The organism is Okeania sp. (assembly GCF_035285525.1).
Lineage (GTDB): Bacteria > Cyanobacteriota > Cyanobacteriia > Cyanobacteriales > Microcoleaceae > Trichodesmium.
Genome location: NZ_JAYKGW010000065.1, coordinates 1 through 22447 on the forward strand (window position 1 = coordinate 1; position 22447 = coordinate 22447).

At 40.8% G+C, this 22447-nt stretch carries 9 protein-coding genes; 2 read left to right on the forward strand and 7 right to left on the reverse strand.

What is annotated here, in order from left to right:
• Positions 1-112 precede the first annotated feature (112 nt).
• Both VKJ25_RS06725 and VKJ25_RS06730 read right to left on the reverse strand, forming a co-directional pair.
• On the reverse strand, positions 113-535 hold the full coding sequence (locus VKJ25_RS06725; RefSeq protein WP_324235857.1) for a type II toxin-antitoxin system VapC family toxin: 423 nt from the start codon (positions 533-535) through the stop codon (positions 113-115).
• Positions 536-537: 2 nt separating this feature from the next.
• Entirely contained in the window at positions 538-768 is a 231-nt protein-coding gene (locus tag VKJ25_RS06730) for a type II toxin-antitoxin system Phd/YefM family antitoxin (protein ID WP_324235858.1), read from the reverse strand.
• 663 nt (positions 769-1431) lie between these two features.
• On the opposite strand from VKJ25_RS06730, the gene VKJ25_RS06735 reads away from it, so the two are divergent.
• Entirely contained in the window at positions 1432-7011 is a 5580-nt protein-coding gene (locus VKJ25_RS06735) for an LAGLIDADG family homing endonuclease (RefSeq protein ID WP_324235859.1), read from the forward strand.
• Between the two features lie 745 nt (positions 7012-7756).
• Here the strand turns inward: VKJ25_RS06735 and VKJ25_RS06740 are convergent.
• Both VKJ25_RS06740 and VKJ25_RS24850 read right to left on the reverse strand, forming a co-directional pair.
• On the reverse strand, positions 7757-7963 hold the full coding sequence (locus VKJ25_RS06740; RefSeq protein WP_324235860.1) for a DUF5615 family PIN-like protein: 207 nt from the start codon (positions 7961-7963) through the stop codon (positions 7757-7759).
• Positions 7950-8282 (reverse strand): DUF5615 family PIN-like protein, encoded by a 333-nt coding sequence (locus tag VKJ25_RS24850; protein ID WP_483143735.1) that lies wholly within the window; start codon positions 8280-8282, stop codon positions 7950-7952. The genes VKJ25_RS06740 and VKJ25_RS24850 overlap by 14 nt, the downstream gene beginning before the upstream one ends.
• 985 nt (positions 8283-9267) lie before the next feature.
• Between VKJ25_RS24850 and VKJ25_RS06755 the strand changes: the two genes are divergently transcribed.
• Positions 9268-17388, forward strand: a complete 8121-nt coding sequence (locus VKJ25_RS06755) for a LamG-like jellyroll fold domain-containing protein (protein WP_324235862.1) — start codon at positions 9268-9270, stop codon at positions 17386-17388.
• Positions 17389-17594: 206 nt separating this feature from the next.
• Here the strand turns inward: VKJ25_RS06755 and VKJ25_RS06760 are convergent, their stop codons facing one another.
• From VKJ25_RS06760 to VKJ25_RS06770, 3 genes are all read right to left on the reverse strand, one after another.
• Complete coding sequence (locus tag VKJ25_RS06760; RefSeq protein WP_324235863.1) at positions 17595-19322, reverse strand: sensor histidine kinase; 1728 nt, start codon at positions 19320-19322, stop codon at positions 17595-17597.
• Positions 19323-19691: 369 nt separating this feature from the next.
• Entirely contained in the window at positions 19692-20834 is a 1143-nt protein-coding gene (locus VKJ25_RS06765; protein WP_324235864.1) for an ABC transporter substrate-binding protein, read from the reverse strand.
• A 490-nt stretch (positions 20835-21324) separates the two neighbouring features.
• The gene (locus VKJ25_RS06770) at positions 21325-22194 is read right to left on the reverse strand and encodes an NAD(P)-dependent oxidoreductase (RefSeq protein WP_324235865.1); all 870 of its coding nucleotides are present in this window, start codon (positions 22192-22194) and stop codon (positions 21325-21327) included.
• Positions 22195-22447: the final 253 nt, after the last annotated feature.

Below are 22447 nucleotides of genomic sequence, written 5' to 3' on the forward strand. Positions count from 1 at the left end.
GTTCTACATCAAGAGAGAACATTTAAACCCAGGCTTCGCCAAAAAATGAACCAGGCTGCTATGAACAACAATTATATGATCACTGTTCTCCATGCCTTCTGTTAAGGCTCTTTTAGATGAGCTTACCCTGAGGGTTGAGCCAGTTTTCAACTTTCAAATTAGGGATACGGGAAAATTCACTAAGATTTGCTGTAATAACTGTTAAATTTAATGTTAAAGCATGAGCAGCAATTAATAAATCATTGCCTCCAATGGGTATTCCTTGACTTTCTAAATAAGTACGGATTTCTGCGTAATATTCCTCTACAGGATCGGTTAGAGGTAATATTTTAATTTTACTTAAGATCGTTTCTAGTTTTTCTATGAGCTTTTGAGACTTCTTTTTTCTAGCTCCAAATTTTAATTCACAAGCGACAATAATACTTGTACAAACTTTATCCTCTCCGACTTCTTTAATTTTGGAAAATATTATGGCTCTTGGATTTTTAATTAATTCAGAAATGATGTTTGTATCTAATAAATATAAATAACTCATTTTCACAAATCAATGTCATCTAAAGGTAATAACCCTTCCTCTACATCCGGAAAATCTTCATCTAGGGGTTCGAGGGTAGAAAGAGTTTGCAGGAGAGATTTTTTTTTTGCAGGAGAAATAATAGCGAATGGTACCCCATTTTGAATAATAGTTAAGGATTCGCCTGTTTTTTGTGTTTGGTTAATTAAGTTTTGAATGGTTTCAGGAAATTCTGTCAGGAGTATTTGTTTCATTGTGAGTTATGGAGTTAGGGGTTTTAGTTGATAATAACAGGACTTATACCATTTCTCAAAAAGTTTTCTACATTTGATTGAGCAGGGTAGGGATGTTAGCATTTTTGTTATGCAACGTCCGTACAGGAGTAAGAAAGTGGGGGAGAAGTAAACATCAGAAAAATTTACATTAACTTAGCTAAAATTGGCAAAAAATGATTTGGTTTCTGTTAATTATTTGATGACTGAAGTATTCCTCAAGTATAGCAATAATCCATGGAAATTGGTATTACACAGATACCATAATATAGTCTTCAAAACTATAGCGCTATAGTTTTTTTGAATCTATACATAGTACCTTTGTGTAAGTCTTAATAACATTGACTTGCGTTAATTAAGCACGATACAAAAAGATGCCATAGATAATTGAGTCATCTGGAAGATGACTTAAGCTATTACAATTATTTACCTGTCAAGTAGATTCACCATAAAATTTTTCAAACACTTGGCATAAATAAAAAGTCAAAAGTAAAAGCAAAAGTCCCACGCAGCATTTCCCCACCGACTCACAACTAATATAGTAATCTGGTTAATTTGTCAATAAATTGACGCTAAATCTGAAATATAGCTATATTGGAAATTTCTTGACTTTATTTTCCAATAAATTCTATTTTCAATTTCACTATGGTACAAGAACTAGAAAGGGTACATCAGGGCGATTTCCCAGAAACAGCTCCCACTGCGAACCCCGTATTCTACAGAACTTATAGCCGTAAGACAGAAACTGGCCGTGAGACCTGGAGAGAAGTATGTGATCGCACAATTAATGGCCTGAGAAAATTAGGCCAACTCACCCCAGAAGAAACAGACCTACTCTATCGGATGCAGAGCCAACTTAAGGCTCTATCCTCTGGCCGTTGGTTGTGGGTAGGTGGCACAGACTGGATTACTCAACAACAAAATTTTTCCGGGGCCTATAACTGTTCGTCCACAAATATTATAGACTGGCGGTCTTTTGGTCTATTAATGGACTTAGCCATGATGGGATGTGGTACCGGTGCGGTCTTGGAACCACGTTATATAAATCAACTGCCACCCATTCGCAATCATCTAAATGTAGTATTGCGGGGTGAAGTTGGTAGTACTCCCTGTGAGTTACGTCGTGAATTGACAGAAGTCAAATTTCATCAAGACCAAGCAGAAATATTTATCGGTGATAGTCGTCAAGGTTGGGTTGGTGCATATCAGGCTTTGTTAGAATTGTCAAGTGATGAGCGATTCTCAGGAAAAGCGGATGTCATTATTGACTTGAATGATGTGAGACCTGCGGGCGAACGTTTAAAAGGATTTGGCGGTGTTGCTAATCCGGTGAAGTTGCCAGAATTATATCAACGTTGTGGGAACATATTAAATCGAGCAGTTGGGCGACAATTAAATTCTGTGGAATGTTGTTTGCTGATTGACGAAGCTGCAGCCTGCATAGTGGCAGGGAATATTCGTAGATCTGCAGGAATTAGGCAAGGACTTAGTAGCGATCGCCTCTTTGCTGTAGCGAAGGATAATCTCTGGCGACAAGATGAAAATGGTAACTGGGGTATCGATCCGAATAGAGATGCTCTGCGAATGGCAAATCATACTCATGTTTTCCACCACAAACCAACATTAGAAGAATGTGTTGAGGCAGTGAGAAAACAGTTTTATTCTGGTGAAGGTGCGATTCAGTGGGCAGGTGAAGCAGTTGCTCGTGCTAATCGGGATTTACTTTCAACCACAGAAATAAAGAGAGATTTTTTGAAAGCTTATGGAGAAAATAATGCCAAAAAATGGTTTCAAGAACACTATCCAAATATTAGTAATGATGAACTGGAACATCGGTTAGCAAGATTAGGGTTAAATCCTTGCCATTCTGGGGATACTTTGGTGTCTACAGACCAAGGGTTAATTCCGATTCAGGATTTAGTAGGTAAACAGTTTAAAGCATTGGTGGATTTGCGTTCTGTCGGTTTATCTGGTGTGAAGTTGACGGACGCGATCGCTTTTGCAACAGGAGTTAAAACTACCTACAAAGTTATGCTGACTAATGGAATGCAAATGCGATGTACAGCAGACCATCAACATTTTACCAGTCGAGGTTGGGTTAGCACTCAAGATTTAACTGATGATGACAATATTTATGTTCAGAGAGGAGCAGGTCATTTTGGTAAAGGTACTATTTCTGTTGCTCAAGCTCAAATGCTTGGTTGGTGGTACGGAGATGGATTTAATGTTAGGATAAAAGCTCGAAGTGATGGTCATGGTAGAAAGCAAGATCATTTTGCTAAAGGGTTTGTTTTTAACCAGGATGAGTATGAAACTGCCGACAATATTGTTGGAAAAGCAGTTATTACAACAGCCAAAGAATATGTAACTACACTGCATAAAGGAGTCTATGAATTTCGTACCCAATCTCCTAAATTAGAAAAGTTTTTTGCCGATTTAGGTATACTTGGAAAAGAAGAACTTCCTCATAACTTTTTGAGTCAATCTCAGGAAGTTTTAATTGGTTTTTTACAAGGAATTTTTAGTGCTAATGGTTCAGTAGATAAAGATTATAGAAGAATCAAATTAGCTATGGTTTCGGAAAAAATACTCCAACAAATTCAATTAATTCTCTCTAATTTAGGCATTATTAGTACAGTTAGATTAGTGAGGGAAAAAGGTGACAGAGGTGTGTCTTATAGGACTGTTGATGGAACTGAGAAAATTCGCTTAGACCAAGGCAGTTATGGATTATTTATCTCTACTTTTAACTTTGATTTATTTCAAGAATTAATTGGCTTTTCACTATGCCAAAATAAGGGTGTTAAAGCTGAAAAATGGCTCCTAAAACCATTGCCTAATTATTCTGAATCAACTATTAATTCTAAGTTTACTTCCAAGGTAAAAAAAGTTGAAGAATTTGGAGAAGAAGTTGTTTATGATTTGCACGTTCCTTTAACTAATTCTTTCATTGCTAATGGTTGTTTAACTCACAATTGCGGCGAAATAATTGGGGCAAATTTTCACTGTGTGAGCGAAGATACTTTATTAATTACTCGCGACAGTATTCACAAAATTAAAGATATTGTTGGTCAAAAAGTTGAAGTTTGGAACGGTAAAAATTGGAGTCAAGTAATTCCTTTGAAAACAGGAAAATACAGAAAATTATACCGGGTTAAATTTGGGGATGGTTCCTATCTTGATGTGACAGAATATCACCGATTTTTTGTCAAAGATAGGTTTGGTAAAAACTATCAAGAAGTACAAACAAAAGATTTGCTAACTCATAGCAAATATACCTTACATACGGAACCTTTTGTCATAGACTATCGCGATGGAAATTCTATCAATTCATATTACGCTTATAAATTAGGTGTAGCCATAGGCAAATCAGAAAATGTAGGTTGGGTAGAACGAAGTGAAACCCAACACGCACCTTATTCTAGTTGGGTTTATCCTGCGGATAAGCTGGCGCTAACGGAGTACCTCAACCCAACCTACGGTGATGGAAATGATAATACCAAAATTCGACAATATAATTATCTACCTACTTTTGTAGATGTCACAGATTTAGGATTCTCTGGAGAATTACTGCGTCGTTTACAAACTGAACCTGATGCTTTAAATATTATTGCTAGTTGGAATAAACCAGCAATTTTGGCTTTTATTGCCGGATTAGCAGATACAGATGGTTCTAATACTAAAAGTAATGGAATCAGAATTTATTTGTCTGATTATGAACGGGCAAAAAGATTACAATTACTGTTGACAAAATGTGGCATTCGTGCATCAGTAAATTTAATGGCAAGTAGCGGTTCTACTACAAATTTAGGAACCAAAAATAAAGACCTTTACTATCTACAAATAACTGATTGTAGAGAAATTCCTTGTCAAAGATTAGACACAAGTAAAGGATGCGAACCTAAATTTAAAGGTAAAAATCAAACAATTGAAAGTGTTGAAGAACTACCAGGTTTACATGATACTTATTGTTTTGAAGAACCAGAATTTCACAAAGGTGTTTTTGGCAATACTTTGACAGGAAATTGTAATTTATCAGAAATTCATCTGAATCAAATTGACCCAAATAATCATAAAGAACAGGAGGAAGCTTTTACTGCTGGCGCTCTTTCCGTAGCAACTTTACTTAACCATAAATTCCTGGAACCTCGCTATAATTATAGTCGAGAATTAGACCCTATTGTTGGAGTATCTTTTACTGGTTTATTTGACTTTTTTGTAAAAGCTTTTGGTATTGAATGGTTGCATTGGTGGCAAGCAGGTCGCCCGAAAACTACTCAAGGTCTAGAATTTAAAGAACAGGAAGCAAAATACCTAAGTCGGTGGCGCGAAATAGTGCATCAGGTGGTGTGGGATTATTGCGATCATCACAATCTGAAACGTCCGAACCGTTGTACAACAGTGCAACCTTCCGGTTGTCTCGACAAAACAGCATTGAGAATATTTAACCAAGGTTTACTCTATGCAGATGAAATAGTTGCACCTGGTAGTGGAGAAACAGTAGGATTAGAATTAACTGTTCGCAATGGAATAGGAGCATCCACAGCGATCGCTAATCAACCTCTAGAACTTGTGGAAGTCAAACTAGCTAATGGTCGGACATTACGCATGACTCCAAACCATCGGATGAGTGTCGCCGGGAAGTGGGTACATGGTTGCGATCTTAAACCTGGAATGTTGCTTGACTACAGTATTGGTGAATATGACAAACAAGAAGATGCTTTACTAATACCCTTGCAGTTAGAAAATTATACCAGGGTGAAACGGTCTCAAACATTAGGTCATAACCGTGGTGTTTTAACTGAGGAAATCGTGACTCCAGCAACTTTGACTCCAGACTTGGCTTACTTTATAGGTTGTTTATTTGGGAATGGTTGCATTTCTGAACACAAATATCGAATTTGTTTTTCTCATAGCAGACTTGATATTTTGTATCGTCTCCAAGAAAAAGGCAAAAAATTATTCGGTATTGCAGGTAATATAAATGATCTTGGTAATGGTCGTTTTGAATTATCTTTTGCTTCCAGACAGTTATTTGACTGGTTTCACTTAAATCAACTTGCCAAAACTGAGAAAAGCCAAGATTTAGACCGAATACCCATGAGTTTACGTCGGTCATCACGAGTTACCCTACTATCATTTTTCTGTGGTCTGATAGATACTGATGGATGTGTTCGTAAACAGGGAAACTTATCCATAGATTCAGCAAGTTCCGATTTTATTGGCAACTTGCAACAAATAGGGGAAGCGATCGGACTCTGTTTCAGTATATTTGAGAATATCAAGGGAGAGAACTTGCAACCCCAACAAAAAGATATGTGGGGATTATGTCTGAGTCGAATGTTGTCTAACGCTGACGCTTTAGATTATCTCAATGAACACAGTATCAAATGTCAGGAACGACCCTTACTTCCACCAAAGCGCGTATTCAGTTTTTCACCATACAAAATTGAATCTGTTAATATTGGGGCAGTTTGTGATTACTCTTATGATTTTGCCATTGAGGGTATAGACGATAACGACTCTTGGTATTGGCAAGGTGCTTTGAAATCCCATAATACTAAATCTTTGTTAACAAATGCTGCTCCCGGTTGGCATCCACCTTTTGGTTTACGCTGGGTGCGACGCATTACTTTTGCTAAAAATGACCCCGTAGCATTAGCTTGCCTTGATTATGGTTATTCCGTGATTCCTGGGCAGTCAAGCAAAGATGAAAATGGAAATTTACTCAACGATCCTTTTGACGATCGCGCCAAAGAATGGTTGGTGGAAATACCAGTTCAGGTATCTTGGATAGATTTACCAGGGATTGAAGAAATTGCTATTGAGAAGTTCAGCGCCACTGCCATGTTTGATTTTTACATGGTGGTGCAGAGTGCCTGGACAACTCACAACAGCAGCAGCACCATCTTACTGACTGAAGAAGAAATCGAACCTTTGGGCAAAAGCATTTATGAAGCCATTCGCGATGATGAGGGTTATATCTCGTCAGCGTTGTTAGCGCGGTTTGATGCACCGTTCCCCCGGTTGCCATTCGAGCGTATTTCTAAAGAGGAATATGAAAAATTGGAACGAGAGGTGTTGCAGCGACGTAAATCTGATGATTTCTCGGAGTTGATGAATGGTTATGTGTTAGCGAGTGACTTACCAGAAATGGGACCGCAAGATCCCGCTTGTTCGGGGATGGTTTGTGAGTTGAAGGGTTCAGAACCGGAAGTTAAGTAGAAAAAACCTAACCCCCCAACCCCCTTCCCTGGTAGGGAAGGGGGAGTTTCTCCCCTCTTAAAAGCAGGAGAGGGGTTGGGGGAGAGGTCTTATATCAAATCCGGTTGAATAGTGATTAGAGTTGTTGGAGGGGATGGGGAGATGGGGGGATTGAAGTAATTTCTTAAATTACAAACATATATTATACTTTATGTTTTTATGTGCAATTAAGCGGATTTGACATTAGCCATTTTTTGTGGTTAATTCCCAACAACTCTATTGAAAGTTTCATAGGACTTAATATCTTATATCATGTCCGGTTGAATAAACATCTCCAAAAATAAAAAATTAAATCAATTCTTATCCATAAATTATCAATTATTTCTTCCTGTTCCCACATATCTAGTGTTCCCTGTTCCCTCATTTGGAGGAGATGTCTAATAGTTATAAATAAAGAGGGAAGGAGTCAGGAGGACTGAATCACGAGTTAACCCACCCCTAACCCCTCCCAGGAAGAGAAAAGGAGGAGCAAGTTTTTTGATCACGCTCTGCTCCGGACATGATATTACCGATGAACACTAATGGTAGGGTGTGTTTTGGGTTCCGCAAAGCTCCGCTTTATATGTCGGCTCAAGCGCCGAAACGCTACGCGACATGGAAAGCGGAGCATGACCTTAGGAAAAAGTGTATCTCGTAACCCACCGTAACTCTATATTTAGTAGCTCGTAGGGACATTGCATGCAACGTCCCTACAATGAAAAGCGCACTATGATAAAGCAACCAGGGATAAAGTCTTATTTTCGTAAAATAACTCGATCGCCCTAAACTCTCGACGCAGCAAATTTTCAACTTGTAATGTCGAAGAGTTCCCAAGGCGAATCCAAATCACTTTCGGTGGATTTCCAAATACTAAACTCAGATCCTGCATATCAGCATCTTTCGAGACGATGATTAGATCGTTATATGCATGCATAATCCCAAACTATTGGGTCTATAGTCGCTTTCATGCCCACATCTCGAACATGAAGCGAGTTTGGGAAAATATCCCTCAAACGGTTTGGTAATATAGGCGATAGATTTTCATCAAAAAGTAATTTCAGAGGGATAATGGGGCAGTCATAAACCGACGTTCCGTCAGCAGCATAAGCAATGCAAGCTTTTAAATCTTCTCGCGTCAGATCGGGAAAATCGTCAAGAATTTCAGCTGCAGTCATCTCGGAAGCCAGGTACTCAAGCACTTCATAGACTGTAGCCACGGACACAAGGCTTACCATCACGTTTTTATGGCTCAATTGTAATGATGTCTCGGTAGTTCATAAATTTGTTTTTTCTAGTTTGTCGAATAGTAGAGATAAAAAGCTAAACTCTAAACCCCAATCACATACACAATAATCCATCGCTGTTAAAAACCCCTTACCCAATCCACTATCCTTACAAAAATATACAAACTTCACATAACTGGAAATAATCAATTACTTCCCTCTGTCCGCTTTTCCCTGTTCCCTCTTTTCTGGAGATGTCTATTGACTATTATGATTTTTTCTTTAAATTCTGACTCCTGACTCCTGACTCCTAATTTAATACTACATTTTGACATGCGGAATGTAGGATATATATCAATTAAAATTTTTGTCTACTATATATGAATGAATGAGAAGTCTTTGTTAGGAGTTTTTGTGCCCAAAATCTTTGTTTTATAAACTTTTTGCTTTGTGAAGTTTCTATCTCATAGTTTTTCTATATTAGGACTTACGCAAAGGTACTATATATGTATAGGGTCTTGGTGCCTAAGTGTGCTAACACACCCTACCAATAGCGTTCATGCGTAAATCCTATCCATATATCATAAGATGCTACTTTATTAATAATTTTTATTATTTATCTGAATTTATAAATTTTTAGTTAAAAATTTAGGATTTTGGCTACCTTTTGTATTTTAATTATATCAATTATAGTAAAAAATATTTTTTAGCTGGACTTTGATATTTTTTAGGTCAAAAATAGCTTCAAACCTAATATTGGCAAGGTAAATACCTGAACCTGGTTAAAATAGCTGAAACCTAGATATATCGAGAAAACGTTTGCTTTTAGGTAAAAGCTTTGGGTTATAAGGGTTTCACCTAAATTTTGAACCTGTTTTTTCCTCAAGTCTAGTTAGTAGAAAATATTTTTTGACTATCAGGATAGTATTTCTACTAAAGTCGCTTTCTGGTTTTCTTGAGACTAAGAGTGCCATTAAACCTTAGTTTTTAGAGATGGATAGGGCTTTTTAATTAAATGAACATAACTGATAAATTTACCAAAACTTACAGCGACAAAGCTTACAAGCACGTCACCACTGTCACCCACAAGGGAGTCCTGATCTCCTTTGCGATGGACGAGAATCGACGCATCTACTACGCGGTGCTAAATCTCAACGAACAAGACGACACAAAAGGGCCTTTAGATGTGAATTACTGGCCTGGGAACCCCTCAAAACTCAACTTTACAAACGAAATTTCTCGGGTGGGTTTTGCCATTATCCCACCAACCCAGATGCCCACAGTTGCTAAGGAAAGTGGAGAAGAGGTGGAACCGGGTACTCTTGCGGATGATGAAATCGACCCTTTTCTTTCTACTACTGCTCGTTTGACTGCTAATGCTCCGTTCCGGGTCATTTCCGACAACCAGTATATCTATATCTTTCGCCAGTCAATTGCTGGGGACGATCCAGATATGGTTTTTGTGGACACTGGGAAAAATACGGGGAGTAAGCCAACCCAAATGGCCATGGGGCGAAAGTACATGGAACCCAAGGCTGCTTTCAAAAAGAACCGGTTAAGGGACTTCAGGCCGCTCTTGGCTCTAAGGGGGAGTGAAACTCCTGAGGCGGTAAGTTCTTTTGATCAGACTTTGTCCGACGATGAACTCATTCCCCTGGTGGACAAAAACCTGATGGTAGACCGTTTTGTACTGACGGGGACAGAACTAAAAAGCAAGATGGAAGTGCGGTTCAAACGCAGTCGCCACAAAAGTATCCCCCAGAGCAACAAGGATAGTCTGGGTTCCCAGGATATGCAAGGGGAGTATTTCTACGAACCTACCCAAGAACTGCATTTTGTGGGTCAGTTGTACGAAGGTTGGTTCGATGCCCTGCTTTTACCCACTCAAATATCTGGGATTCAGCGCTGGCAGTTCTTTCTCTACAATAGCAAGACAGCGGAAATTGACTCCTTTAATGTGGAACGGGGTTCCGATGGGTTATTTAACACTAAAGGAACCCGGTATTACACCAGTCCCGACCCAGAATATCAAGATGCGGTGTATGAGCGTTCCCCGGGAACCTGTCCCTTTAGCGGAGAGCCGTTAATTCCTATTCCTCCCAGTAAGTCGGGTTATGGGGAATGGGCATTGGAGTTTGATGGCACTGATGATAATGTGACAGTTCCTCACTCGGATAGTCTAGATTTTGACCAGGACGAAGACTTTGCCATTGAAGCTTGGATAGCCGTTTCTGGGGAACCGGTAGACCGTGACATTATTACGAAATGGGAAGGGAGTGGACCATACCCTTATGCAATCAGATATCAAGGGAATGGAACTGTATCAGCACTTCGATACGATGGTACTAATCACCCTACACTTACTTCAACCAAAGTGATTAATGATAGGGAATATTATCATATTGCCTTCGTCAAAAACGGTTCAACTCTTTACTTATATATTGATGGTGAAGAACAAGGCAGTACAGACGATACAACCAGTGGCAGTACGAAGAATAATGTAGCCATGTACTTCGCTTCTCGCGGTACAGGTAATTATTTCCCCGGTCAAATCGACGAAATTCGCATCTGGAATCGGAGTCTTTCTCAAGATGAAATCCAAGAAGACATGAACTACCGCCTGGTAGGGAACGAGCCAGGACTGGTGGGCTACTGGCGCTGTGACGAGGGTACAGGGAATATTCTCCACGACCAGACTGATAATGGGAACCACGGTACAATTAACGGAGCAATTTGGGTACAGTCCGAAGCCCCCATCGGCGATTCCCCAGGCATTCGTCGCACCAGCTTCGGATTTGAAGGACGAACCATTGCCTCAAGTCCGTCAGCTATGCTGTATTACCAGCAGGAACAAGCCGAAGCAGGCTATGATGATGAGGCAAAACCCATTAAGAGCAATGCCCGCGTTATCTTAGGAGTGGGTACTGGGGGACCGGGACTCGATGGAGAGCAGACAGAGGAAAAATACGTTGCTGCTTTGGATTTTGCCCTGTCCCGAGAGGGTAAGCTAGCTCAGATTCCCGATAATATTCAGTTGGGAGAACCCTTGGAAAGTGGCACTGAGGAGGATTTAGCCCGACTTCAGGAACTACAGCAGGAAGTAGAAGAGCTGCGTCGGCAAGGGGGGGGTAATTTACTTTATCATTCCAGTGAGGGAGATTGCGGCTGGTCTGTAGCCATTGATGGTGATTGGGCAATGGTGGGAGCACCGGGAGCAACCGCTAATGGTATAAAGAAAGCAGGCAAAGCCTATATTTTCCATTGGGATGGCAGCAACTGGAATCTGAAACAAACCCTCACCCCTGGAGATGATACTCAGACAGGGGCATTATTCGGCTGGTCTGTAGCCATTAACGGTGATTGGGCAATTGTGGGAGCAACGTACGCAACTGTTAACGGTTTAGGGAACGCAGGCAAAGCCTATATTTTCCATTGGGATGGCAGCAACTGGAATCTGAAACAAACCCTGACTGCTGATGCTGAGATATCGGCCTATTTCGGCTGGTCTGTAGCCATTGATGGTGAGTGGGCAATGGTGGGAGCACCTGGCGCAAATCCTAAAGGCAAAGCCTATATTTTCCAGGGGGATGACAGTAGTAACTGGAGCCTAAAAACATCCCTCAGCCCTGGGGATGATGCTCAGGGAATGGATGCTTTCGGCTTTTCTGTAGCCATTAACGGTGAGCGAGCAGTGACAGGAAATTTTGACACAGACTCTTCTCAAGTCTTTGTTTATCATTGGGAAAGTAGCGAATGGAACCTAGAACAAAAGATCACTAATATATACAACGGTTCTTGGTGGTCGGTGTATTCAAACCTATCAGTAGCTATCAGTGACAAGTATTTGCTGATAGGATTAGCTATAGCTGAATGTGAGGGCAAGCAAGCTGCTGGTAGAGTCGATGTTTACCGCCGAAACAGTAGCAGTAAATGGGAACAAGAGACAACCTTCACAGCTGGGGTTGATATCCAAGAAAATGGACGTTTTGGTCGTTCAGTAGCTATTGACGATGTTCAATTTATCACCGGGGCACCTGGAAATGCGTCTGCCTATTATTACCTCCAAAATGTTCCCCCGGACCTATTGAATGAAATTGACGAACTCAAGCAAAAAGTGGGCAATGGAGTAGCCCTACCCATGCACTTCCTCCATACTGACCCCTTCGGTCTCACGGTTTCAGGAGCATTGCTGGGCTTCGCTCCTAGCCAAAATGCACCTCAATTCTTAGACAGCACCACGGGCAACCTAACCCTCTATTTCCGGGGTGACCAAGACCAATTCTTGGCGGCTTATTACAATACCAACACTGCCAAGACAGAATACAAGCTGGCAACGGAACTCGCGACGACCAATGCAGACCAACTCACCTTGGTGGCTCGCTTTGCTGGGGAAGAAACCAATGACACGACCATTACTGTGGCAGATGGAGACAGTGCTGATTTCTGTCAGGTGACTATCAGTAACGAAAGTACGGGAATCACCGAAACCTGGCAACGGGTGCCGCGAAAGGTAAAGCAATTTGCAGCGGTATTGAATGGAGTGGCTAATCAGCAGGTCTTTTTAGATAATTTAGCCACAGCAGTATCTGGTACTGTCACTAGTTTGACCTTGACAGCAGGGGCAAAATATGCACTCAAATCCGGGGATATACTGGTGGTGAACGGGACTAAGGTAACGGTAGCCTCTGATGTGGAACGCAAAGCAACAGAGATTCCCATTAACAGCATTACCCTATCAGCAGATGTAAATACAGCAGTTTACGTCATTCCCTACGATTACCAAACCCTCGCCACTAGCAACCGGGTGGGAGATAACCTCGAAAATGGTTCTCTACTGTTTGCTGTTGTTCCTTCGAGTATCCGAGATGACAAGGTGAAAAACGGTACTGGAACTCGCTCTAGTGCAGGGATATCCAGTTGTTGGGTAGCGGAAGCACCAGGGGACACCTTGTCCTTTGACGGTAAAAATGATTATGTTGCCTTGGGGGATGGGAGTAAACTATCCCAGTTTGATGCCAAGGGGGATCTGACTTTAGAAACTTGGGTGCTACCTAAAACTTTTGAGGGGGGCAGCCGAATCATTCATCATACTTCAAATAGCTCTAAGTATAGTCTGGGGTTAAAAAGGCAAGAACTAAACTCAGCATTGAACTTTGATGGCAGCGATGATTATGTGGAACTTCCAGCAGCAAGTATCCCATCAGGTAACGAAATTACCATTAGTTTTTGGGCTTATGGTGGGGAGTCTCTGCCTAAGAACAGTTTCATCATATTTGCACAAAGCGACAATGGAGATCTAACCAATCAGAATCGGGTATTGTCTATCCACCTTCCTTATGGGGATGAAATTATCTACTTTGACTGTGGTAACGATGGAAGTGATTTCGATCGCATTGATAAACAAGCTCAAGAATCAGAATACAAAGGCACCTGGTCTCACTGGGCTTTTACCAAAAATGCTACCACTGGAGAGATGAAGATCTATCTCAACGGAGAATTGTGGCACAGTGAGGGTGACAAAACAAAGCCTTTGCCAGCATCTGTACAAGTGCAGCTTGGAAAAGGGGCTAATGGAAATTATTATGATGGCAAAATCGACGAATTGCGGATCTGGAACCGCGCTCGTACTCAAACGGAAATCCAGGCAGACATGAACCGCCGTCTTGGCGGTAATGAATCGGGTTTAGTCGGCTACTGGCACTTTGACCAACGAGAGGGTAACCAGGTTAAAGACCTGACTGGTAACGGCTACAATGGCACTATTCATAGCGACCCACAGAATGTTCCTTCCCCTCCCAATTTGGGTTCCTGTTCCGTAATAGGGGCGGTTGGCAACCTACTTCTGGAAAGCAAAGATTTACTGTACTGTAATAACTGGCATCATCTTGCCCTGGTTTATAACCAGTCCTATGGTCTCAAGTTTGACGGCGAACGGGACTACTTGGACTGCGGCAACAACACTATCCTCAATCTCCAAGACATGACGGTTGAAGTATTGTTACAGGTGAGCAGTACGAGTCAGTGCGGCATTCTCGCCAAGGGCACCCTTAACTCTGGGGATCTGGAGCAAAACGTTCCCTATGCCCTCTACACCGAGAATGGCAAGGTAATTTTTGTCTTTGAAGATGAGAATGGGGCTTCCTATCAGGTGGAAACCAGCGGAGTTTTGGAAACTAACAAGGTCTATAAAATTGCCGTTACCCGGAAAAAATATACTGAAAGTATTGGCACGGGTAGCAGTGCTGAAAACACCTTCACAGGTACTGCCCCAGACTTGTCAAGTATCAGCACTTGGGACGATGTCAATGCCAAAAGCAGTGATATTGAAAAAGCCATGCAAGGGGACTACGTTGCCTCCCAGCAACGGGGACAAGAATTAGCCAACCTGCAATCTCCTGACTCATGGACAAATCCTGAGTTTACTCCTGGCAGTCAAATTGCCCAATGGAATGAAGTCAAAATCTATGTAAACGGTGTCCTGGAAGCAAACCAAAGCCTTCCTCCGGTCAATCCCGGTTATAACAGCGACTCCCTAGAAATTGCGAGGGTGGGTGAGAGCTATTTAGCAGGAGCAATTGGCGAAGTTCGCTTGTGGAGTGTAGCCCTGGGAGCAGGAGATATTGGCAAAAAGCTGACGGGGAACGAATACGGACTTGTTTCCTGGTGGCGCTTGGAGGAAAACGAAGGTAACGTTGCCTACGACAGCAAGAGCAGCAACCATGGGACTCTAAAAGGACCAGAGTGGATTAAAAATCCCCACCCCCATAGCTCCACCCTTGTGCTTTATCATAATGGCACGCCGATGGTAACCAATGCCATTGACTCCTTTAGTTGGGGTGACAATCAGTTTACCCTGGGTGCCTGCAAGTCCAATGGGCAGATGACAGAACATTTCTGGGGACAACTAGAAGAATTACGCATCTGGAAGGTAACCCGCACCATAGAACAAATCCAGGACAACCTCTTTACCCGTCTCAAAGGGGAGAAACAAGACCTGATTGCCTATTATACCTTTGACGACGAAAGCCAAACGGAAGTAAAAGACCACTCCTATGGGGGCAACAATCTTTCCTTGAGTTACAACGAAAGCAAACCCTACTTTATTATTTCTAACGCTCCCATTAGTGAGGATACAGCCCTGGTACGCTCGGCTTTAGCAGGAGTTGTCACCCAATTCCAAGAGACGATCGCCACCAGCCCTAGCGTCGAGGAATATGGGGACATACAGTACGATGTCGATGGTAACATGACAGGAGTGATGAAACGCTGCCATGGTTACATTAAAGACAATACCTGGTGCTTAACCACCAGTTACAAGGTGGGTAATCTGATTACTGAATGGCTGGGTCAAGCTCAGTTCGACCCCCAGATTATCGGTTACATCGAAGGCGCACCCCCCATGCCCAGCGAAAACCTCACCGCCGGTCCCATCGATCCAGCGATCGCCGATTACAGCAACAGCAATGTTAGTTGTGTAGAAGTGGTGGAAGCGGAAAGTGTCAACTACAATTGTTCGGCATCTATGGAGGTAGGAGCAGATACCGCCTTTGAATCAGAATCCAGCATGGAAACGGGGTGTGACATGGATATTAACATGGCACCCTTTGGGTTTGGCACCTCTTTCAAACTAGAGAGTAGCTTTGGATCTTCCGGTGGAAGCAGTTTTGAAGCTTCCAATGGTTGGACAAGCGACCAACGTGTGGGAGTGGGTCGCAACAAGACCGAAAGCACAACGGTATCTCTCAGCGGTAACTGGGAAGACCCCCTAAATCCTTTGAATTCAGCCTTAGGTCGGCGCTACCAACCTTCCAATATGGGTTTTGCCTTAGTATTATCAGAAACTGCCGATATCTTTGCTCTGCGTTTAGAACACAACAACGCTCTGGTTTCCTTCAGCTTCCGACCCAATCCCGACATTCCCCGAGACGTGAATCTTATCCCCTTCCCCATCAATCCCCGCTATAGCAAGCAGGGAACCTTGGACGGAGCAGTTGGGTATAATGACCAAGGTAAAGTACTTGACCCGGACTATGCCACCGCCCAAGGCTACGGTGAATACAGCTACTTTAAACCCCAAGAAGCCTACAACTTGCAAGACCGCATTCAGAGGGAAGAGCAGGAAATCAAGAGTTATTACCAAAACTTTGATGTCAATCCCATGAATAGCGAAGCGGTTCAGAATGCCTCGAAGATGGGAGCTGAGTTTGGTAAAACTTTACTGGGTATGATGGGTTCAACGGGAGGCATAGTAGGCATGACAACGCCTTTAGGAACCATTGACTTTAGTAGTTTAAGTGAATCCTTTGCCAGCAGCATGAATCTCCCAGAAAAGTTTGGTAAACGCAATATCGTCAATACCTATGTTTGGACTGCGGATGGCGGCTTCTATGCGGAGTCCACAGAGATGACACAAATGAAGCAGGAAAGCGTCAGTGGTTCCTTTTCCACATCCCGGACTAGCAGCGCTGGAGTTAGCACGGGATTGGAGATTAATGGTTTTTATAGTTACGATACTGCTTTCAACAGCATGATGGGGGGAAGCATGAACTTTACGAAGACCAAGAGTCAGGAGTCGGAGAATTCCTTCAGCGTCGAAGTGACCGCATCTCCACCAGGAGACTTGCAGAAATACGACGAAAATCTCAATCGGGTTTACGACGAAAACGGCAATCCGGTTTCAGTAGAAGGTAAGGTAGATGCTTACCGCTTTATGACCTTCTACCTAGAACCTGCCAAAGAAAACTTCGAGGATTTGTTCAACAAGGCGATCGACCCCATTTGGCTCAACCAAAGCAGCCACCCCAATGCCGTTGCTATGCGCCAAGCCCAACAAACAAATAATGCTCCTCCCTGTTGGCGAGTGTTCCACCGGGTTACCTTTGTCAGTCGGCTGTTACCCAGTTTCTCAGATGAAGCTCCTCCATCTCTCGAAAGCACCATGAAAGAGGAGAATATCAATAGCAACTGGGAACTGATTCAAATATTAGACCCGTTTGTCCGCAATGAGACGGATGATTTTACTACTTTCTCCGATGCAGTGCATGACACCTTAGAAACCTACCTACCGGAGTTACTCCCCTACGAAGATGAGATTACTTACTATGCAGCACTCTATTATGGGGTGACAGACACTTAGTACAGAGCTAAATTGAACGGGACTTACGCAACGGTACTATGTGTAGAATTAAAAAACTAGATCGTTATAGTTTTAAACCCTATATATGTGGTCTGTGCGTAAGTCCCGATTAATTATCCCACAAAAATCATCAATTATTTCTCCCTACTCCCTGCTCCGTCTTTTCTGGAGAGGTCTAATTATCTCTCCCAGTTAAGCGTTCCCAGTTAAGCGTTCCCTATTCCCTGTTTAATAGGAATTTGTATTGTACATTCTGTACCTGTTCCTACTGTTGAAGAAAAAGTTAATTTACCACCATGTTTTTCTGTAATAATTTGGTAACTAATTGCCATTCCCATACCTGTTCCTTTACCAACTGGTTTTGTTGTAAAAAAGGGATTAAATATTTGATTGTGAATTTCAGGTGGAATGCCACAACCATTATCAGCGATCGCTATTTTGACCCATTTCTCATCGACTTGTGATGTATGGATAGTAATTTGTCTTAGTTTATTTTCACCCTCACTGGTTTCCAAAGCATCAATAGCATTGGCTAAAATATTCATAAATACTTGATTTAGTTGTCCTGGATAACATTCTATGAGAGGTAAATCGCTGTAATGTTTGACAACCTCAATACCTAATTTTTGTTTGAGACGACTTTGTAAAATCAATAGGGTACTTTCAATACCATCATGAACTTCAGCTTTTTTTAAGTCTGATTCATCTAAGCGAGAAAAGTTACGCAGGGAAAGAACAATGTCACGAACTCGCTTTGTTCCCATTTTGATTGAATTGATAGTTTTGGGTAAATCTTCTTGTAAAAATTCCAGCTCAACTTCTTCTGCCCAATCTTCTATTTCTGGAGTAGGGTTAGGATAACATTGCTGCACTAATTCCACAAAATCTAATAAAACTTGAGTGTATTCTTCTACATAAGTAATATTACCATGAATAAAGTTAATTGGGTTATTAATCTCATGGGCAACACCTGCCACTAATTGTCCCAAACTTGACATCTTCTCTTGCTGAACTAACTGCGCTTGAGTCTGTTGCAGTTTATAGAGGGTTTCTTCTAGCTGATTTTTTTGTTTTTTTTGTTCCCTTAAAGCGATCGTGCGCTCTTTGACTCGTTCCTTTAAGGTTTCGTTTAGTTGTTTAAGAGCAGTCTCACTAGCTTGTAATTTTTCAGTATTGGTTTGAATCCAATTTGCCATTTTATTAAATCCTGATGCAATATTAGCTAACTCATCAGAACCTTGGATGTTCACCCGTTGATTAAGTTCTCCTTGACCAATTTTTTGGCTAATTGCAACAATTTTCTCTGCTCGTGTAGTCAGAGTTTTTTCAAAGAATAACCAGAGTAAAATACAAAATCCACCTAAGCTAATAGTAGAGGTTAGGGAGCGAGATAAAGCATCACTAAATGCTCGTTGTTTCAGACGTGATATATCATAATACAACCAAAGAATCCCCACTTTAGAAGGACGAAGTTCTCCAGGCTTTCTTTGTAGGGGAACTGGATAAATTGCCCAAATTTTTTGTTTGTCTTCTGATAAAATAACTTCTCCTGATAGATTTTCTCGAACTTGTGTAAATGCTGTCTCATTTTTTGCTGCCGGGGTTTCTTGAAGGGGGCGATTTCGCAATTGATACTGAGTTGCCAGAAGAACACGATTTTCTCGATTGTATAAAATAGCTAAACTAAGATTGACATCAGTTTGCATTTTACTAATAGAAATTTCAGCTTGCTCTATGTTGCCTCGACGATATAGATATTCCAACATTCCGGAAATTTGTTCCCCCGCAAATCTGGCATTTCCACTGACATTTTCCTCAACTCGTTGAAAAGAATTTGATGTTTCTTGCTGAATATTTATTCCAACCAATATCGTACCAGATATCAGGAGAATGGCTGGAATTGAAAACCGCCAAGAAAAGGGAAACTGTTTCATTTTACTTAGGACCTGCTGAAAAAGTCTGTTAGTGAAGGCAGGGAAGAGGGAACAGGGAACACTTAACTGGAAAAAGTTTACAGCGCTTTTCACTCTCGATGAACCACCGGAGCCATAACCAAGATATCGTAGGGACTATGCAACTTCCCTACTGTGGTTGACTGAAATGAAAACCTCTGTCAGGTATCTGTCATGGCAAAATTTTCTGATTGTTACTGTCAAAACTTTACTATTTTGAGGCGATAACAACCAAAAACTAGGTACTTTTACGGCTCCCGATAAATCAGGCTTTAAAAAGGCGAAAATTTATGCCAGTGAAAGCTTTGATATTGAAACAGTAAGCCCTACTTAAAAGTTTAGTAAAAAAAATTATTCCAGTTTTGCTGCTTTGACAAAGCGATCATCAAATAAAGTCATGGCATCCAGAGATTTTGATAATAGTTTGTTAGCAACCATCACATCAATTAATCGTTGAGTCGTTTCGAGTAATGCTGGATTTTCTCGATCTAAAAGTTGTTGATTTTCTTGTAAACTTGGCCTGCGTAATCCCTTGTTTGCTTCTAGAAATTCCTCTGGTGTCACCTGAGTTCTAGGAGCAATCCGACGGGCACTATCTTGGGGATTTTGTGCCAGATAATTAAGTGCTTGAAATTGTCCATTTACCAGTGCCTGTACATCTTTAGATTGATTAGCGATCGCCGTCTTCTGAGAGATTAAAACATCAACAATCTCACCGGGAATCTGAGAACTATTAAATATTTCTTTGGCTCCGAATGATAACAGTTGAGTACGAGCCGGACCAAAGGTAACAACTGCATCAATCATGTCATCTTTAAATGCTCGCTCGTGTTCGGAAAGTCCTAAAGAAACAACTTGAATATCTTCGATTGTCATTCCTGCTTTTTCTAAAGCACGGGTAATAATATATGCTCCTAAAGCATTAGCTTCGACACCTACTCGCTTACCTTTTAAGGCTTGAAGATTGGGAATCTCTGGTTTTGCTAAAATTACATCTCCTCCTTCAGAAAAGTCTACTACTGTTATAATCCTGACATCTGGATTAGTAGTTGCTAATTCTAATGCCTGATCCATTGAGATAGCAGCACTTTCGAGATTATTATTCCGAAAAGCTCTTACCTGTTCAGTACCAGAAGGAAAATCAAGAAGTGTGACTAAAGTATTCTCATAATATCCTAAGCTGCGTGCGAGGTACAAGGTTTCATACCCAGGCCACAAGTTAATGGCAACTCGCAAAGGTAGTGGAGTAGTGTTACAACTTATCAGCAGAGATACTCCAAACGAAATAAAAATCAGGACAAGAGGTATTTTTTGTTTGAGTTTCCACAACCATTTTTGCGGAGAAAAAGTATTTGATGTAAATCGTTTTAAAGATATATAATGCTTGATGTTAATATTCATTAAAGTCCTCTCTTTTTTGTGATTATAAGTAAAAGTTATTTGATCGGGACTAAAGCCATGAGGAAAGCAATTTTCTTGGCTTGAGATTGCCATCCTGACGGACTGCTACCCATTCATGTCGCGGAGCGAAACGCTGTCGCTCGTATCGGACAGAAATACGTTGCGCGTGCCTAAGTCCTATTTATGTCAGGACTTACGCAGATAAACGCATAAACCCGGTACGATATTAGAATTCTATTGCTTAAAACAACTATTTATCCTAGAAACCGGGTTTCGCATACATAAGTCCTATATGTGACAAATTTTTTTTAGTCTGAAGTTTGGGTAAAAGCTAAATTTATATGCTTTATTGATAATAACATGAAGTTGATTTAATATCAAATCTGCTGAAAGTGAAAGGGGTTTAATCATAAAGGGTTTTCTATTGTTATGAGGTACACCCCCATAGGGGCTTTCCGGCCTACACTACAAAACTTTATAATTAATATTTGTACCTCATAACGCGCGGAATATGCTGTAAATATTATTATATCTACAGGACTCCCCAACCTTCTTTCTTCTTCCTTCTTCTACCAAAATCTAATTATTCAACTGGAGATGATACAACTGCGGAAAACAAAGCAGAATAATCTAAATCTGATAAACCTAATTCTATAGTTTTCTCTAAAACTTTACGCACTCCTTCTTGAATACTGACATCAAGTCCTACAGATTCTGCGGCATTAATAAATATGTTTGTATCCTTTAATAAATGTTTGGCTGGAAAATTAGGATTTTCGTAATTTCTCTCCAACATTCGTTTTAATTTCTTATCAAAAGTTGGTGCATATAAAGCGCTATCTCGAACAATTTGCATAAACAAATCTACATCTATTCCTTCTCGAATTATTAATCCTAAACTCAGAGCAAAAGCTGTAGTTAAAGAACCAATTAATTGATTCATTGCTAACTTAATTGCAGCACCACTACCTACCGCACCAATATGTAATGGTTCCGGACTAAATACTTTTAATAAATCAGACCATTTGGCAAATTGTTCTGGGGAAGCTCCTACCATAACAATTAAACTTCCAGATTTTACCTGTGGAATACTACCTAAAACAGGAGCTTCTAAATATTCTCCACCACCAGCTACAATTTCATCTCTAATTTGTTTACTTTCACCAGGAGAAATAGTTCCCATTTGAATTACTGTGCGACCAGATAATTCGGCTTTTGAACTATCAGATAAAAGTACATTTCTAATAGCTTCAGCATTAGTCAACATTAAAATTAAACATTCGGAATTTTGTATAGCTTCTCCTGGAGAATTAGCTATTTTAACGCCTACTTTTTGTAAAGGTTCTAACTTAGATTTAGTCCGATTATAAGCAGTTACAATATGATTACCTTCTAACAGTTTTTGAGCCATTGGTAGCCCCATTAAACCTGTACCTAACAATCCAATTTTCATTAGTTATTTCTTCTAAATTTTTTTCATATCTATCATATTATTTGCTGTTTGTCAAAATATTTGACATTATTAGTCCGAAATATGCTGTTGATTAAATTTAAAAGTATTCCGCAGGAAATACTTACTATTTTAATCGTAGTGTAAGCATTCAGCAGTCAGCTAGTCTCCTATCTAGGAGGGAAAAACAGCTATTGTTCCTAGTTTTAGATAACAGTATTAGTATTATTAATTGATGACAAGAACTTATTACACT